Here is a 16,806-nt window from a genome sequence, read left to right as displayed (position 1 = left end):
CTATTGCGGCAGCCCGCCGGAAGATGAAGCCGCTATTTGGTCAGATGCTGCGTCACGTTGCCGATGGCGTCAACCACCTGCTCGGAGTTGTTCTGAATATTTACGATAACGTCGCCCGCTTCTTTTACCAGCGCCACGCCGCTGTCGGCCCGCGCCAGGTTTGCGGTAATATTTTTTTGCGCCAGCTGTGCCAGCTGCTGGTTACGATCGACCACGCTCGCGATCTCCTGGCTGGCGCTATTGATATTGGCCGCCAGGCTGCGCACCTCGTTAGCCACGACCGCAAAGCTGCGTCCATGCGTGCCCGCTCTGGCCGCTTCAACGGCGGCGTTTAACGCCAGCAGGTTGGTCTGATTGGCAATAGAACGGATCGTTTCCACTATCTCGCCAATTTGCGCGGACTGGGAGCTAAGGCCGTTGATGTCTCCTGAGACTTTATGCATCTCGCTGGCGACTTCGTTCATGCGCGCCACGCTGTTTTCAATCACGCTGACGCCGAGCCGCGTGTTTTGACTGGTTTCCACCGCCGCTTTATACGCGTGATCGACCGCTTCGCGCTCCTGCTGGTTTTTCTCTACCTGTGCCGTTACGTCGGTAGCGAATTTGACAACCTCATAAAGCTCGTTGTTAGCATCGAAAATCGGGTTATAGGTGGCGCGTAGCCAAATCGTTTCGCCCTTGCTGTTAACGCGGGGGAATTGCCCGGCGACAAAGTCGCCCTTTTGCAGCTTGTGCCAGAACTCGCTGTATTCACGGCTGTTATACACTTCCGGCGCGCAAAACATGCGGTGATGACGCCCGATAATTTGCTCATGGCTATAGCCGGTGGTTTTTAAAAAGTTCTGGTTGGCGCGTAATACTTCACCCTTCAGGTTAAAAGCAATCACCGCCATTGAGCGGCTGATAGCAGTCGTCATCGCCCGCTGCTCCTGCGCATCCTGAATATGGCTAGTAATATCGGAGGCTAGCTTAACGATTTTAATCACCCGGCCGTGGCGATCCTGTACCGGCACATAGTTAGCTTCAAGCCAGATCGGGCGCTGATTTTTTGCCAGCCGCAGGAACTTATCGCTGAAACTTTCGCCACGCGCAAGGCGCTGCCAGAACTGACCATATTCCGGCGAGTGAATCAGCTCGTCGGTACAGAAAAGCCGATGATGCTTGCCAACGATTTCGCTCAGTTTGTAGCCCATTGTCTCTAAAAAAAGTGCATTTGCCGTCAGGATATGACCCTGTGGCGTAAATTCGATCATGGCGATGGCGTTGTTCAGCGAGCTGAGCGTTGCGCGTAAATGGCTGGCGTTGGATTTCAGCCAGGATAATATCCCCGATTTGGTAGAGCCGATCATGTTGTAACCTTTTGTCATATTTATGGTATTCGTCACAAAATCGTTATCGGCACTTTGGGTAAAAAATTAACCTCGGCCGCGCCTGTTATTGCGATAGGCGCTGCTTTTTCCAGCTATTTTCCTTAAAAATTAACCTGTTCCTGACTTTTTTTTGCGTCATGAGCTGAGTAAAACACGCTTTACCCTCTTATTTCTGCATTTGATTTAAGTCCACTCGACTACAGTAAATAGAAATTTGGATTAAAACTTATTGAATCCTGACTAAAAAAGGTCTTTGCGTGGCTAAACTATTTTTACGCAGCGGAAGCCTGGACGCGGTTCTGCCTCTTGGCGAAAACGGTCAGCCCGTTTATTTATCAGCCCTGCAGCTGCGCGAGACGCTGCGCCTGCGGAAACAGCAGCAGATAGCTGACTGCCTGGCTATCCCTCAACCCAACGATGCCGGTGACCGTCTGGACTGGTATTCGCCCATTTCCGGCAAAGTTATCTCCTGGGCTGCGGCCAGCGACAGCGCACGCGCGCACGCGTTAAATCAGCTGGTTGCCTGTCAGCAAACGGTGGCCGACCTGTGCCAGCGTGCGCTGCAGTCGGATAAAAACAGTCAGAAACTTTTTGGCGCGCTGCTGGCTAAAGCGATTCAGTTTCCCGATCAAAACTTTGTCTATCTGGTCGGCGGCAAACCCGTTCTGACCTTCTGGGGATTTGTCAGCCTTGAGAAAAAAGGCCAGCTGGATCCGCTGGATTGTCTGCGCGCCGTCGAAGAAGAAGTGCCGTTGACGCTGTCGAAAATGACGGCGGCCGCGCCGGTGGTTGCCGTCGCGCCTGCGGTAAGCGCGCCGTCTGTCGCTGCCGCCGTCGCGCCTGTCGTTACGCCTGTCGTTACACCTGCCATTGCGGCTTATCAGACCTCCGCCGAGTCGGAAAATGCGCCTGAGCCGCCGCCCGCTGCATCAGCGCCCGTTAAACCCGAGCCTGTGAAAAATACGGCTAAGCAAAACCTGCTGCGCTATGGCTGGATACTGCCTGCTGCCGCGCTGCTGGTTGTGTTTGGCGTGCAGATGAAAAACTATTTTTCCGCCATGCGTCAGGAAGTGACAGCGTCACAATCCGCGAACGTAAATGAGCCGAAACCTGCGGTTGCGCCCGAGAAAACCGCTGCTGATATCAAGCAATCTGCTGCCGAACCGGCTAAACAAACCGCTGAGACGAAGCCGGCTGCCGATGCGGCTAAACAACCTGCCGAAACGCAGCCTGCTGCTGATGCGGTTAAGCAGTCTGCCGTTGCGCTGCCGGTAGCACCCGCCAGCGTCGCGGCCGTTACGGTGACGCCGGCGCAGTCCGCTGCTGAGACCACGCCAGCCCCGGTTGAACAGCCGCCTGCCGTGCCTGCGGGTAAAGATGATTTAGTGCTGCCTGCGGACGCGGTCAAGCTAGGCTCTACCCGTTTCCTTAACGGCAACTGGCGCGTGATTGTCGGCATTAAAACCCCGCTCACCGGCAAGCCGCCCGTGCTGCGCTATCAGCTGCGCAACGGCAAAGGCCAGGCGCAGATGACCCAGGGCGACGGCACGGTTTGTCGCGTGGAGGTCTACGCGGGCGTGATGAAATCCGGCAACCTGGTAATTAATAGCCGCACCCGAGCAAAATGCAGCGACGGTTCGCGCTACCACATGCCCGAGCTGACCTGTGTACAGGGCGCCGAAGGCACCGCCGCCGCCTGTAGCGGCCAATATGATGCCGATACCGTATTACCGATGACGATGAAGCGCGAGAGTAAATAATGATGCTGGCGACCGCAGATTTTAAACCGAACATGACGCTGATTCAGAACAGCGGCATCCAGTTCCTGGATTTTGCCCTGACGCCGGATCCGGAAAACGATTTGCCGGGCAAATTTGTCCGTCAGACGGCCAACGGCCCGCTGCTGCGTCTGAACTTTAACGCGCAGAGCGGCAAATATTTGCTGCCGATCGCGGTGGGCGGCATGCCGGAAGTGGTGAAGCCCGAGTTTAGTTTCCCGCTGGCGCAGTCGCTGGCGCTGCTGGACGGCGTGTGGCTGCCGCTGCCCTTCTTTCGCTTTAATCCGCCCCGCACTTTTATCGGCGGGCCTGATAACTGGGCGCGCGTGCAGATTGTCGCGCTGGATAAGCCCGATCAAAACGGCAAGACGCATCGCATTTGCCTGGCTTTCGAAACCCGCACCTGGCAGGAAGGCGAAGACGAGTCGCTGGCGCTGGTGGAGAGCGACGTCAAAAACGGCGTCAGCTTCGCGCTGGCTTATCGCAGCAACGAGCTGGGCGAGTTTCTGGATCATACCTGGATCGACGGCTGGCTGCGCGAGGTCTTCAGCCAGCAGGCCGCCGCCGTCGAGCAGCGTCCGCAGGTTAATATCCGCACAGCGCTGCGCGAATTTGAATACCAGGCCCATTACCTGAATATTCTGCATATGCTCGGCCACCAGCTGGCGATGCCGGAGCTGAAGATCAGCGCCGCCACGCTACAGGAGCCGGCCATCCCGGTCGATTTGATCCTGGACGTTGGCAACTCGCATACCTGCGGCATTATGGTGGAAGATCACGTTGACGATCATCACGGCCTCAAGCACACCTATGAGCTGCATCTGCGGGATCTGGGCACGCCGCACCGCGTCTATAACGAGCTGTTCGAGAGCCGCGTTGAATTTGCCCAGGCCAGCTTTGGCAAGCAGAACTTCTCGATGGAAAGCGGACGCGATGACGCCTTTATCTGGCCTTCGATTACCCGCGTAGGCCGCGAGGCGAGCAACCTGGCGCTGCAGCGTTTAGGCACGGAAGGCGCAACCGGCATTTCCAGCCCGCGCCGCTATCTTTGGGATGAGGATGCCTACACGCCAGGCTGGCGCTTCAGCCGCACGCCGGGCAACGCCGCGCTGGAGCCGCTGGCAACCGCCGCGCCGCTGACTAATCTGGTTAATGACGAAGGCGAGCCGCTGTTCAGCCAGCCGCTGGAGGAGCGCCTGCCGGTCTTTACGCCGCAGTACAGCCGTAGTTCCGTAATGACGTTTATGCTTGGCGAACTGCTGGCGCAGGCGCTGCTGCAAATGAACAGCGCGCTGCAGCGCCAGAAGATGCTGCACAGCAGCGCGCCGCGCCAGCTGCGTAATATTATCCTGACGCTGCCTTCCGCTATGCCTAAACCGGAGCGCGAGATTTTCCGTCGTCGGATGCAGGAAGCGATCGCGCTGATCTGGAAAGCGATGGGCTGGCATCCGGCGGATGACGACTTTACCAGCGCCAAAGACAAGGCAAAAAGCAGCGTGCCGGTACCGGAAGTCCAGATGGAATGGGACGAAGCGACCTGCGGCCAGATGGTTTATCTCTATAACGAAACGCAGGTGAACTTCGGCGGTCGCGCCGAGGCGTTCTTTGTCAGCATGGCGCGCCCCGATCGCGTTCGCGCGCCCGACGAGCCGGTGGGCAAAACGCTGCGTATCGCCTCCATTGATATCGGCGGCGGCACCACCGATCTGGCGATCACCCAGTATCGCCTGGATGACGGCGTCGGTAACAACGTGAAGATTATGCCGCGCCTGCTGTTCCGCGAAGGCTTTAAGCAGGCCGGCGACGACATTCTGCTGGATGTGATCCAGCTTTACGTGCTGCCCGCCTTGCAGCACGCGTTCAAAGAAGCCGGTATGGTGAACCCGGAAGGCGTAATGACGCGGCTTTTCGGCCATGAAGGTCGTCTGGACGGACATTCCACGCTGCGTCAGCAGGTTACGCTGCAAATTTTCATTCCGGTAGGCCAGGCGATTCTGGAAGCCTATGAAAAATTCGATCCGCTGGAGCTGAACGCCGAGCTGGATGCCCGCTTTGGCGAGCTGCTGGCCCAGGCGCCGACGCAAAAGCTGCTCGACTATATCAACCGCGAGATCCAGCGCGAGCTGCCGAACGAGGCGGAAGCTTTCGATCTGCTGCGTGTCCCGCTGGTGGTCAGGCTGAGCAAGCTTCATGCGGAGTTCCTGTCGCCGCGTATGAATATTACCCAGAGCCTGCGCTCGATGTCGGAAGTGGTTGCCGTGTATGACTGCGATGTGCTGCTGCTGACGGGTCGCCCTTCGCGCTTCCCTGGCGTGCAGGCGCTGTTCCGCCATCTCCAGCCGCTGCCGGTCAGCCGTATTCTGTCGCTGGACGGCTACCACACCAACGACTGGTATCCCTTTAACAAACAGGGCCGGATTGAGAACCCGAAATCCACGGCGGCGGTCGGCGCTATGCTGTGCCTGCTGTCGCTGGATTTAAGGCTGGCGAACTTCTGGTTTAAGGCAGGTGATTTTCAGCCGTACTCCACTATTCGCTATCTGGGCATGCTGGACGGTAACGGCAGCCTGAGCGCCGAGAACGTCTGGTATGCCGATATCGATCTGGATGACGATAATTTCCGGCTCGACCCACGCGAGCGTTTTCAGGTTCGCGGCGCGCTGACGCTGGGATTCCGGCAGCTGGATAACGATCGCTGGCCCGCTTCGCCGCTTTACACCCTGTCGATCGCCGATCCGCAGCTGGCCCGCAGCGTGGCAGGCGACAAGGTGCTGAAGATCAAGCTGGCGGTGGCGGAAACCAAAGGCGAATTCGGCCCGGAAAGATTTGCTATTGCCGAGGCAACGCTGGACGACGGCAGCCGCGTGCCGCTGGAACATCTGCGGCTCAGGCTGAATACGCTGGCCAGCAGCGGCTCAGGATTAACCCATTACTGGATTGACAGTGGGAGCGTATATAAAAAATGAAAGCGTTGACGCCTAAGCCATCGGGGCAGTTCGGCAAAAAACTGGAAAACGTGACCAAGGGTATCGATCGCGCGCTGATTTGGCTGGAAAGCGCCCGTACCACCGCCCCACGTCTTAATATGGAAGCGGATCGCCTTGGCGTCCGGCTGCGGCATCAGCATAACAAGGCAACCCGGCTGAATGAGGCCGCGAGCAATGAGTGCGCGGTCGGCTTTTTCGGCCTGGCGCAGGCGGGCAAAGCCTGGCTGATCGCCGCGCTGGCCGCCAGTGAAAAAGGCCGGATGGAGCTGGCGCTGGGCAATACCACCTTTGACTATGCGCAGCTTAATCCGCAGCAGCAGAGCGCCACCATGGTGATGCGCTTCAGCGGCCGGCAGACCAGCACCGATAACGAATGGCCGGTGCAGCTGTCGCTGATGAGCGAAGAAGAGATCGCCGGCGTGCTGGCGCAAATCTGGGCCAAACGCAGCGGCAGCGAAACCATCGCGCTGGATGAGCAGCAGATTGCCGAGCGCATGAAAAGCGTCGCCGTTTATCGCCAGGCGCAGAGCGTGGAAGGCATGAGCAGCAATAACGTGGTGGCGCTGTGGCACCGTCTGAACGCCGCCCAGATTTGCCGCAGCAAGGCGCTGGAAAGTCATTTCTGGCCGCAGGCCGTGGAGCTGGCGCCGATGCTGGGCGTGGACGATCGCGCCCGCCTCTTTTCCCTGCTGTGGAATGAAGACCGCGATCTTTCCGCGCTTTATCGCCAGCTGGCGCACGTGCTGCATCATCTTTCCGGCGCGCGACGCGTGCTGGCGCCCATCAGCACGGTGGACGATCCCGGCCTGAGCGTATTAAACAGCAGCGGCCTGCGCTATTTTAACGCCTCATCGGATCGCGTTATTCAGGTAGTGCCGCAGCATAACGGCCGCAGCCTGAGGCCGGTTAACCTGGCGCTGGGCGAGCTGAACCTGCTGAGCCGCGAAGTGCTGCTGCCGTTCTACAGCGCGCCGCGTGAAAACCTGTTTGAACAGGTCGATCTGCTGGACTTTCCCGGTTTTGAAGAACCGTCAGTTCTGCCGGATGACAGCGCACACGAACTGGCGCTGGCCTTTACCACCGCCAAGCGTCCTTTCCTGTTAACCCGCGCCGCAGAACGGCAGGATGTCGACTTGCTGATGGTCTGTAACGCTTCCAGCCAGCGCGCGGATACCCGCATCGTGGGCCGTGTGCTGGACAACTGGGTGAAGCAGACCCAGGGCCAGCCGCACAGCGGCCGCAAACCTGCGCTAATCTGGGCGCTGACGCCTTTTGACCAGCGTATTACGCACGGTCAGAACCACGACGCCGCCGTACAGCGCTACGTGGGCAATCCCGGCGATGCCTGGGGCACCATGCTGACGATGGACGATAAGGGCGTGAAGCGGATGGCGGGCTGGCTGACCAGCGAAGTCAGCCGCGAAAACAAAATGACGCGCTTGCAGGAACAGCTCAGCGAGATCCGTCGCGAGCTGAGCGATAACCTGCTGGGCCGCTGGTATCTGGCGGCGGAAAAAGAGGAGCCGGAGGCCCGCCTGCGCGTTGCCGAATCGCTGCTGAAGGCGTTGCAAACCAGAACCGGCGTGCACGGCGAGCTGCTGGAGCGGCTGCTGCCGACGCGCGAAACGCTGCGTCACCTGTTTATGCAGCAGCAACACCCCGCCGAGCGCCGCAGCAACGAAGAGTATGCCCTGACGGAAGAGGATCCCTTCGGCATTGGAATGAGTATCGATCTGTTGAGCAACGATCCTTTACCGCTGCCGCTGGATGCGCAGCAAACGGGCGAGGAGAGCGAAGCGGAAAATGGCTTTGCGCAACAGGTCTACCGTTACTGGATCAACCTGCTGGGACAGCTGCCCGAACAGGACGCGCTGCTGGAGCTGCTGGGCGTGACGCGCCCCACGCTGGAGATGCTGACTGAAGAGCTGACCACGGCCAGTATTCGTCTGGATATTGAAGGCGCGCTGGTGAAAATCCTGACGGATAAAGATGCGGCGAATACCCCGGCCGAGATGCTGGCCGATCGCCAGGTCTCCCGCGCGCTGAGCGTGCTGGGCGATTTCGTCGCCTGGCTCGGCTTCCAGCATCTGCCAGAGTCGGCGCGCCCCGACAGTAAAATCAATCGTGGCCAGAAGATCTTCGCCCGTCCGGAAACCCAGGCCGCCAGCCTGGGGCCGGGCCAGCGGCTGACAAAGCTGGCGCTGAAGCCTAATAACCATGCCGCCTACTATATCTATGACTGGCTGGTGGGGCTGAATGAAACCATTCTGCTGAATGCCGGTTATTCCGCCGCTCGGGAGATTGACGGCGAGCACCGCGCGCAGCTGGCTGAGATTTTGAAGCAGACAGGTAAGTAGCAGGCACGGGAGAAAGCCGTTGCAGGATGGCGGCGGTTTAGTTGAACCGCTGGTTACTTTCAATAAAGGTAAAAAACGCAGAGTACCCTTCCCATGTGCTCTGCGTTGCCATTTAACAGCAGCCCGAAATGAATACTTTTCAGGCTGCCTGACTCAGACCTGGGTTAGATCTCTGTCCATGGACGGCCGTCGCCGTCTGCCGCCCCGGTCGTGCTCTCCAGGCCGGGTTCGGTGCCCTGCCCAATCCACCATTTAGCCAGATAGTTTCGTCCTTTGTGCGTCACCCTGTCGCCTCCGACGTATATGCGACCGGCTTCCCAAAGCGGATAAAGCGGCGGAGCCGGCGCCACCGGTTCTTCAGGCACTTCAGGCACTTCAGGCACTTCAGGCACTTCAGGCACTTCAGGCACTTCAGGCACTTCAGGCACTTCAGGATGCTCCGTCAGCTCGTTATGCATAGAAAGATAAATATAATATTTTGCAAACAGGATATCACGCAGCGGACGGCTCAAAGCCATGACGGCCAGCCAGAGATCGTCTTTAGCCGCCGCATAATCCGCGCCCACAACCGCATGGTTAGCGGCAATCGCCAGCGAAGCGCTTTCCAGTCTCTCGGCCAGATCCGTTTCTGGGTTGTTGTTTAATTTTTCATTTTTCAGGCCGCTGGCCGTAATAACAAAATGATTGGTTTCGCCAGTAGCATCGATTATGCCGGATACGGCGGGCGACAAACGTAAACGAGAAGGTTCACGATGGTAGATTTCAATCCGATCCCCGTAAGAGAAAGCGATTTCGTCGTGAGCAATAAGGCGATCGTTGCCCAGAAAAGTTCTTTTATAGATTTCTCTGTTGCTGCCGTCGCGGATCGTAATCTGAGCATAGGTTTGATCCGGGAAATAAACGTGCGGACTGTTTCCACCCGCATTAATGCTGAGCAGGCCTTTGCTGTGGTCCAGCTCGACGCTGGCAAAACTGGCATCGCCCAGCCCCAGCAGGTTAAATACCTGATTAAGTAACGGTGAGGCTATTTTACGCTGGTAATGAATAACCTGCGCTGACTGCCCGGTTTTAACGTTCAGATAGCCTGGCTGCACAGCATACTTTTGGCTTTTACCGGTGGGTAAATGCAGCGTGTAAACGCCAACAGGCAGATCCTCAAGCAGCACTTCCTGCCGGTTAATTTTTACCTGCCGTACGACCGTTGCGCCGTCAAGCAGCGTCAGGGTTTCATTTTCAATCTGACGGAAGTCATCGATATCCAGTTTCAGGCTGACGCTGCCGGTCAGACCGGTTATTTTCAGTTGCTGAACATCCACCAACGCCAGCGGACTACGCAAATTCAGCTGCTGCTGCAACGCCGCCAGCCGTCCCTCTTCTACCAGCTGATTTAACGGATAAACCGCCTTACCCTGGCAAAACAGATTATTGTCGCGCTGCTGGCGAGTGAGTGGCGCGCCAACCAGCTGCATAAAAGGCGTAACGTCAATTTTGGCGCCCGCTTCGGCAAAGCTGACAGAAAGCATATCCAGCAGCGAATGTTCTTCAGCAATAAAGCCGTCGCGGTTACTGAGCAGACGGTACTGCTGATTAAAGTAGGTAAAGGCTTCCATGCCCGCCTTGTTGACCATCTGCATCATAAAGTAGAGTTTCGAGCGCAGATCCCACTGATTCACTGGCGTGCCGTTACGCACAAAATCATTGATAACTTTTTCCACCGCAGCCTGTCTGCCATAGTCGTACAGCCAGCCTTCCTGATATTGCCTGTCGCCCATCGTAAGATGCTGGTAGCAGGCACAGTGAATATTGTTCCAGACCTCGCGCACGTCGATAAATCTGTCCGACATGAATTTGCCTTCATAACCATGGGCAATTTCGTGCAGGCAGCCCCAGCCGGGCTCTTTGCTGAACAGCCAGAAGTCGCTAATGGTCGGACTGCTTTCGGCGGTCCAGCTACCGCTGTAATAGGCCGCGCCCGGGCCGCTTTTATCCGCCTTGATAAAGTAGCGGTTGCGGATATTCCTATCGGTAATAACAGGTGTCTGGAAAGAAAGGCCAAGCAGCGTGTTATAAAAATTAAAGATATTGCTGTAGCCTTCGATTAAACGGTCGATGCTATTTTGCGCGTGGAGCGTACGCAGTTTTTGTTTATCGGCTGCCGGAATTAAAATATTCACAAACTCGCTGCTGATTAATGCAAACTCAGCGTTCTGGCTGTCCCACAGCTGAAAGAAAGCGCTTTCGCTGCCGCCTTGCTCATAGACAGGCAGCGTGTTAGCCCTGTCGTCATATTCATATTCCACAACGGCAGTGGAAAGATCGTAAGGGGTATCAATAAAAGGCACAGAGGCCGCGCCGGCACTTAACTTCACCCAGGCGGAGCCAAAGCTGACAGAAGCTTCAGTTTGATCATCATTATTCAGTAAACGCAGCGTCAATGAGCCGTTATTGGGCGATAGCTGGCGGACTTTGATCGCCTGCCCTGCAGACAGGATAATTCCCAGATGCTGACGGTCATGATTAATACCCTTACTCAGACCGGCCGCATCCATCCATACCGGCCTTTCCAGGGAATATATGTTTTTTACTTTACTCAGGGTTGCCATGATTATTTTCTCTTCAGGGTTTATGTCCAAAGAAAGATATCAGGCAAGCGTTATCGCCAGGCGACAATTATTGATAACAGGTCAGCATTAAATGAAGGAGGTGGCTATCTCTTTAATTAACGAAAGGATAAACGCCATGAAAAAAAGAATAGCAAAATATAATTACCCTGCTGGCTTAACAGTAAAATGTCACATTCTTAACCCTGTCGCTAAATAATTTATTTTTTTAATAGTGAAATGATGGTTATTTAACAGTGTACTCTGTGGCAAAAATAGCAGAACGAAAAGGTACGTTGGGCAGGTCTTCCGCCTATTTATTTAGTAAAGAGAGAATGCGACAGCAGCCGGGCCGCCGTCGCGTTTCTGTGTCCTATACAATAGCGGAAAGCTTAAACACGCTGACGCTACGCAGCAGATTTTCAGCCTGCTGCTGCAGGGACTGCGCCGCTACGGTCGATTCCTGCGACAATGAGGCGTTCTGCTGAGTGGCATCATCCATTTGCGTTACCGCGAGGTTAACCTGATCGATACCGACGCTTTGCTCATTACTTGCCAGCGAGATCTCTGCCACCAGCGAGCTGACGCGGTGCACGTTTTCCACAATATTTTCCATCGCCTGACCCGCGCGTTCGACCAGCGCGTTACCCGTATTGATGCGGCTGACCGAGCTGTCAATTAAGGTTTTAATATCCCTGGCGGCAGCGGCAGAACGTTGCGACAGCGCCCGCACTTCAGCGGCCACCACGGCAAAGCCCCGCCCTTCGCTTCCTGCCCTTGCGGCTTCAACGGCGGCGTTCAGCGCCAGAATATTGGTCTGGAAGGCGATGCCATCAATCAGGCTGATAATATTGCTAATTTGGCTGGAAAAATGCTGAATCTCGCCCATCGTATGTACTACTTCCTTCACCACGCTGCCGCCCAGCTGCGCGGCTGACGTGGCATCCTGAGCGATATCGCTGGCATGACGTGCGTTGTCGGCATTTTTTCTGACTACGGATGTTAACTGCTCCATCGAGGCCGCCGTTTCTTCCAGCGCGCTGGCCTGTGCCTCATTACGACCGGAGAGATCCTGACTGCCCAGGGCAATCTGTGACGAAGCCGAGGCGATAGTTTCCGTGCCGTCACGCACGTCGGAAACGATACGCGTAAGATTGGTGTTCATCTCTTTCAGCGCGGCCATGAGTGAGGCCGTTTCATCACGGCCTTTCACCACGATTTGCGTCTGCAGATCGCCGGCCGCCACCGTCTGGGCGATTTTTACTGCCTGCGCCAGCGGCTGGGTGATGCTGCGTACCAGCCACCAGGTAATGATGCAGCCGGTCAACAGCGCTAACAGCATCGACAAGGCCAGGATCAGTCTGGTGTGCTGATAACTTTGCTGATTAGCAGCGGCGATCTGCTTATGTAGGCTTTGCGTGTGCGTCAGCACGTTGGCTACCACTTCGTCGATCATTTTTGTCGGCAGACGATCGACGCCGGTGACCAGACGATCGACGCGCTGCGCGCTGTCGGCATCACCCTGCTGGTAAGCCTGTAGCGCGCTGAGATAGCGCTCTTGCAGCTCGCCATGAAGCTTACGCGTCTCCCGCGCTTCACGGTTATCCATGCCTACCGCCGGCATCGTCTCGATCAGCGTGGCAAGCAGCTGCTGAGTCTTGTCGCCCTGTTCAATAAAAGCCGTCCTGTACTTAGCAAAAGCCTCCGGACTCTGGCCGCCGCGCAGCAGCGTATTTTTCCACTCCTGTACCTGAATCTTAAACTGCACTTGTGCATTTCGCGCGGTGTCGATAACCCGCTCAATCTGCATTTCCTGCTGCATGATCTGACTGCTTTGCTCAAGCGCGTTTTCGTTGATAGCGAGGCCGCGCAGGCCGATAAATAGCGTGGCGCAAAGCAATACTGCGGCCAGCAGGCCTAAACGCACGCTGATCTTATAATTAGAGAGTTTCATTTGATGCCCTGGTAGATGAAGCGGAAGCAATTTTCCGGTTCTTCAGGAGAAGTTATCGGCAGAAGAATAAAGAAGCTTTATAGCGGAGACTGGCCCCGAACGGGGCCAGTAAAGCAGCTTAAATCAGGCGGGCGTGGCGCAGTTCGCTTTTCAGATAGGCGTAAAACACCGGCGCGGCAACCACGCCCGCCAAGCCAAAGGCGGATTCAAACACCAGCATCGCCAGCAGGATTTCCCAGGTTTTGGCGTTGATACGGGTGCCAAAGATACGGGCATTGATGAAGTATTCCAGCTTGTGCACCAGAATCAAGAAAATCAGCGCGATCAGCGCTGCCTGCAAAGAGATGGAAAGCCCAATCAAAACAATAACCGTGTTGGAGATCAGATTGCCGATCACCGGCAGCATTCCGGCAATAAAGGTCAGGACGATAACGGTTTTGGCAAACGGAAAGTGCAGCCCGAACAGCGGCAGCACGCCGAACAGAAAGCCACAGGTCAGCAGCGTGTTGACCAGCGAGACTTTGATTTGTGCGAAAACCACATCGTGAAAAGAAGCCGCAAGCAGCGTCAGACGTTTTAGCATTGCCTGGGTTAGCGGCGCGTTGCTGGTATCGCTGCCGCTGATGCGCAGCGAGATAATCGCGCCCAGCAGCATTCCGATAAGCATAGTGGCAAAGGTGTGCGCGGCGGTACGGCCCAGCGTTTGCACCACAACCAGATGCTCGCGCAGCCAGGCCATAACCTGATGCTGCAGTTCATCGATATCTGCGGGCAGATAGCGCGTGACCACCGGCGACAGCGTATCCTGCGCATCTTCAAGCAGCTTGCTGGCGGCGGCATGGAAAGCCGCCGGACTGTGGAAGTCGTGCAGCAGAAAGCCAATCAGTTTGGTGATACCGCCCGCCAGCGCTAACAGCACCACCACGGTAAGAAAGAAAATGGTGATCCAACGCGCCAGCGGCCCTTTGACCAGCCTCTCTATCCAGGGCGTCAGCGCCAGAATGGTTTCGTAAACGATAAATCCGGCCAGAAAACACGGCAGCAGGCGTAAAGGAAAAATCATCAGCAGCGCGATAAAGACCAGCAGATAGCTGGCGGCTTCGCAAAGCTGGCGTTTGGTGAGGTTCCGTATCTCCATAGGGATTCCTGTCTGTCTGAAGTCAAAAAGCATTACAATTCAGACAGTATACAATCCTCCGCGTTTTTTCAGGCCTGTTTTGATTTGGTCGAACCTATATTTATGCACTGCGGCAGGAGAACGAAACGGAGGCGGGACGGAAAAGTTAGTTTTGCCCTGGTCGAACTGATATTTATGCGATGCGGCGAGGAACGAAACGGAGGCGGAACGGAAAAGTCAAAGCGGGCCGCTACGCCCGCCATTGAAAAGCAATCAGGCGCTGACCTGCACCTGACGACGCCATGCGCCCGGCGACTGGCCGAACTGACGTTTGAAGCTGCGGTTAAAAGATTGCTGGGAATCGAAACCGAATGAAATCGCCACGTCCAGAATAGGCTCGCCGCCTTTAGCCAGGCGCTCGGCGGATTTTTTCAGACGACGCGCGCGGATATATTCGCCTAAAGCATGGCCGGTATGCTGCTTAAACATACGCTGCAGATGCCATTTGGAGTAGCCTGCCCGGCGGGCCACGGTATCCAAATCCATCTTGCCTTCAATATGCGTGTCGATCCACATTACCAGGTCGCTGATAAAATCATCATGGCTCATTGTCTTCCCCTTAGAATTATAACCTGTTTTTGCTGTTGACCTCCGCCGCCGGGCGGGGTAAAAGGTAACTGTCATTAGTGCATTTAGTAACGGTAAAACAGACGCGCGCTTAATGCAAGTATAATTGTTGCATTAAATGCGATCGCGAAGCGGCAAAAAGAGAGCGCACAACAAGCGGCGTAGTGCGTAAAGATTACGGCAGCCGTGGCGGCCCGACAGGATTTAAGACAATAAAAAAGCCGGGCATTGTCAGTGCCCGGCCATATTCAGGGTTATCTTGCCCTTCAGGTTTCAGCATTTTCACGGGTTTTCATCGCCTCGCAGCTGCCTTCGGGATAGCGGCGGTCGCGCTCATAGATTTCCCGTAGCGCGTCGGCAACCGTCCGCTTCGCCAGCACGTTGAGCGACGCCTGCTCGGCCTCGTGAGCCAGCTCTTTAAAGAACCAGCAGGTGTTGGCGCTAACCAGACAACGCGCCGGCACTTCCGGGCGGCCTGCCAGCAGCGGTTTATCCTCCAGCACGGAAGTATAGATATCGCAAAGCGTAATCTCCTCCGCCGGACGCCCCAGCCGGATAGTTCCGGTACGGCCCAGCGTAGAGACGATAATGCCATCGCGGGTCAGCGGCACCATCATTTTACGGACAAAACTGGGGTTGGCCTCAAGGCCCATTGCCAGAATTTTGCTGGTGCTGCGTTTACCTTCCCGCTCCGCCTGGGCTATGCAGAGCACCATTTGTAAAGCTGTAGGAAAACGAATATCAAGCATGTTCAGATCCTTGCTTTTAGCTGTGCCTCACCGTATCGGCGGTGATCTAAAAAAGCATTAAAATCAATCAACTAATAAAGATGATAGTAAATTAATATACCAAATAGTGTTGCACTTTAGAAGAAAGCCGTTAAGCAGTTCCTGCTATTTACGCTATAACCCTGAATAACAGAGGGATTATTCCCTCTGTTTTGACAAGAAAGTTATCTGTTTTCCTGCAAATAGCGATAGATGACCGACAGATCTTTTTCGCCATAGCCTGCATCCACGGCCTGCTGCCACAGTTCGGCGATGGTGGTTAATCCCGGCAGACGGCTTTCTTTTGCCGCCGCCAGCGCCAGGCGAGCATCTTTTAACGCCCAGGTCAGGTGCATTTGCGGTTCATAGCTGCCCTCTTTGATCATGCCCAGTTTCGCTTTGGCATAGGGAACCGCCAGCGGCCCGCCGTCCAGTACGTCCCAGAATTCATCCGGTGTAAAGCCAAACTCTTCCGCCATTTGGGTACTTTCCGCCAGCCCCTGCACCATAGAAATAAGCCAGGCGTTGACCACCAGCTTCATGCGCGACGCCGCGCCCGCCGCCCCCAACCACTTCACGCCTTTTGAGATGGCGGCAAAAACCGGCTCGACGGCCTGCGCTTTCTCCCGGTCGCCGCTGGCCAACACCAGTATTTGCGCGTTTTCTGCAGGTGCTTTAGTGCCTGAAACGGGCGCATCCAGTAAAATCACGTCCGGACGCTTCTCGTGCAGGGTTGCGAGCAGCTTTTCCGTCGCCTCTACGCCAATCGTGCCCATTTGCACCAGGATCGCGCCCTGTTTCAGGCTCGACAGCGTTTTTTGCAGCACTTCCTCGGTGATTTCCGCATTCGCCAACATGCTGATGACCACGTCGGCCTCTTTCACCGCCTGTTCCGGCGTTTCCGCCAGCCGCAGGCCGGCGCTTTGCAAATCTTCACCGCGCGCGCTGGTACGGTTCCAGCCGCTGGTGACAAAGCCGTTTTTCAGCAGGTTCGCGGCAAAAGCGTGCCCCATCGCGCCCAATCCCAATACGGCTACAGCGGAACGTTGATTCATTACAGACTCCTTATCGTAAGCGATAAATAACGGTATTCTCTTTCCAGGGTAGCGCAACCCCGTGCGAAATGCTGATTTTCCCGCAGCGGTTATGTAAGAAGGTGTTCCCTGCCTGGCGCATCCCGTAATTGTGGCTATACTCACCGGTCGACAGATTTTTCGCCGTTAAATCAAGAAACAAGGGTGAAAAGCGG

General features: G+C 56.0%; 10 protein-coding genes. 3 read left to right on the top strand and 7 right to left on the bottom strand.

The annotated features are described in order from the left end of the window. Positions 1-32 precede the first annotated feature (32 nt). Complete coding sequence (locus tag ACMGEE_RS02025) at positions 33-1,349, bottom strand: methyl-accepting chemotaxis protein (protein ID WP_253460967.1); 1,317 nt, start codon at positions 1,347-1,349, stop codon at positions 33-35. 278 nt (positions 1,350-1,627) lie between these two features. Between ACMGEE_RS02025 and ACMGEE_RS02020 the strand changes: the two genes are divergently transcribed. Genes ACMGEE_RS02020 through ACMGEE_RS02010 form a run of 3 tightly spaced genes read left to right on the top strand, consistent with a single transcriptional unit; the run spans position 1,628 to position 8,492 of the window. After that, complete coding sequence (locus tag ACMGEE_RS02020) at positions 1,628-3,130, top strand: SrfA family protein (protein WP_436829578.1); 1,503 nt, start codon at positions 1,628-1,630, stop codon at positions 3,128-3,130. Positions 3,131-3,132: 2 nt separating this feature from the next. After that, a complete protein-coding gene (locus ACMGEE_RS02015; protein WP_253460964.1) occupies positions 3,133-6,114 on the top strand; it encodes a virulence factor SrfB in 2,982 nt (993 codons plus the stop codon). Then, positions 6,111-8,492 (top strand): virulence factor SrfC family protein, encoded by a 2,382-nt coding sequence (locus ACMGEE_RS02010; RefSeq protein WP_253454033.1) that lies wholly within the window; start codon positions 6,111-6,113, stop codon positions 8,490-8,492. Before ACMGEE_RS02015 ends, ACMGEE_RS02010 begins: the two co-directional genes overlap by 4 nt. A gap of 164 nt (positions 8,493-8,656) precedes the next feature. Here ACMGEE_RS02010 and ACMGEE_RS02005 read toward each other — a convergent pair whose 3' ends face one another. From ACMGEE_RS02005 to ACMGEE_RS01980, 6 genes are all read right to left on the bottom strand, one after another. Further along, positions 8,657-11,095, bottom strand: coding sequence for a putative mucin/carbohydrate-binding domain-containing protein (locus ACMGEE_RS02005; protein WP_436829577.1), 2,439 nt, complete (start codon positions 11,093-11,095; stop codon positions 8,657-8,659). A gap of 370 nt (positions 11,096-11,465) precedes the next feature. Then, on the bottom strand, positions 11,466-13,046 hold the full coding sequence (locus tag ACMGEE_RS02000) for a methyl-accepting chemotaxis protein (protein WP_436829576.1): 1,581 nt from the start codon (positions 13,044-13,046) through the stop codon (positions 11,466-11,468). Between the two features lie 118 nt (positions 13,047-13,164). Beyond that, the gene (locus ACMGEE_RS01995; protein ID WP_253454027.1) at positions 13,165-14,184 is read right to left on the bottom strand and encodes an AI-2E family transporter; all 1,020 of its coding nucleotides are present in this window, start codon (positions 14,182-14,184) and stop codon (positions 13,165-13,167) included. A 252-nt stretch (positions 14,185-14,436) separates the two neighbouring features. After that, positions 14,437-14,772 carry a helix-turn-helix domain-containing protein gene (locus ACMGEE_RS01990; RefSeq protein ID WP_125287612.1) on the bottom strand — a complete coding sequence of 112 codons (336 nt, stop codon included), beginning with the start codon at positions 14,770-14,772 and terminating at the stop codon, positions 14,437-14,439. A gap of 284 nt (positions 14,773-15,056) precedes the next feature. Continuing rightward, complete coding sequence (locus tag ACMGEE_RS01985) at positions 15,057-15,539, bottom strand: RrF2 family transcriptional regulator (protein ID WP_253454025.1); 483 nt, start codon at positions 15,537-15,539, stop codon at positions 15,057-15,059. Positions 15,540-15,742: 203 nt separating this feature from the next. Then, positions 15,743-16,612, bottom strand: a complete 870-nt coding sequence (locus tag ACMGEE_RS01980) for an NAD(P)-dependent oxidoreductase (RefSeq protein ID WP_394148009.1) — start codon at positions 16,610-16,612, stop codon at positions 15,743-15,745. Positions 16,613-16,806: the final 194 nt, after the last annotated feature.

This window comes from Erwinia artemisiae (assembly GCF_051400835.1).
In the GTDB taxonomy this organism is placed as follows: domain Bacteria; phylum Pseudomonadota; class Gammaproteobacteria; order Enterobacterales; family Enterobacteriaceae; genus Erwinia; species Erwinia aeris.
The sequence above is the reverse complement of the archived record's forward strand: the minus strand, read 5'-3'. Positions and strand labels throughout refer to the sequence as shown.

What these genes read in the sequence shown, in the direction of transcription:
- ACMGEE_RS02025 (WP_253460967.1), bottom strand. Translation starts at nt 1,349, where the DNA reads ATGATCGGCTCTACCAAATCGGGGATATTATCCTGGCTGAAATCCAAC.
- ACMGEE_RS02015 (WP_253460964.1), top strand. Translation starts at nt 3,133, where the DNA reads ATGCTGGCGACCGCAGATTTTAAACCGAACATGACGCTGATTCAGAAC.
- ACMGEE_RS02010 (WP_253454033.1), top strand. Translation starts at nt 6,111, where the DNA reads ATGAAAGCGTTGACGCCTAAGCCATCGGGGCAGTTCGGCAAAAAACTG.
- ACMGEE_RS02005 (WP_436829577.1), bottom strand. Translation starts at nt 11,095, where the DNA reads ATGGCAACCCTGAGTAAAGTAAAAAACATATATTCCCTGGAAAGGCCG.
- ACMGEE_RS02000 (WP_436829576.1), bottom strand. Translation starts at nt 13,046, where the DNA reads ATGAAACTCTCTAATTATAAGATCAGCGTGCGTTTAGGCCTGCTGGCC.
- ACMGEE_RS01995 (WP_253454027.1), bottom strand. Translation starts at nt 14,184, where the DNA reads ATGGAGATACGGAACCTCACCAAACGCCAGCTTTGCGAAGCCGCCAGC.
- ACMGEE_RS01990 (WP_125287612.1), bottom strand. Translation starts at nt 14,772, where the DNA reads ATGAGCCATGATGATTTTATCAGCGACCTGGTAATGTGGATCGACACG.
- ACMGEE_RS01985 (WP_253454025.1), bottom strand. Translation starts at nt 15,539, where the DNA reads ATGCTTGATATTCGTTTTCCTACAGCTTTACAAATGGTGCTCTGCATA.
- ACMGEE_RS01980 (WP_394148009.1), bottom strand. Translation starts at nt 16,612, where the DNA reads ATGAATCAACGTTCCGCTGTAGCCGTATTGGGATTGGGCGCGATGGGG.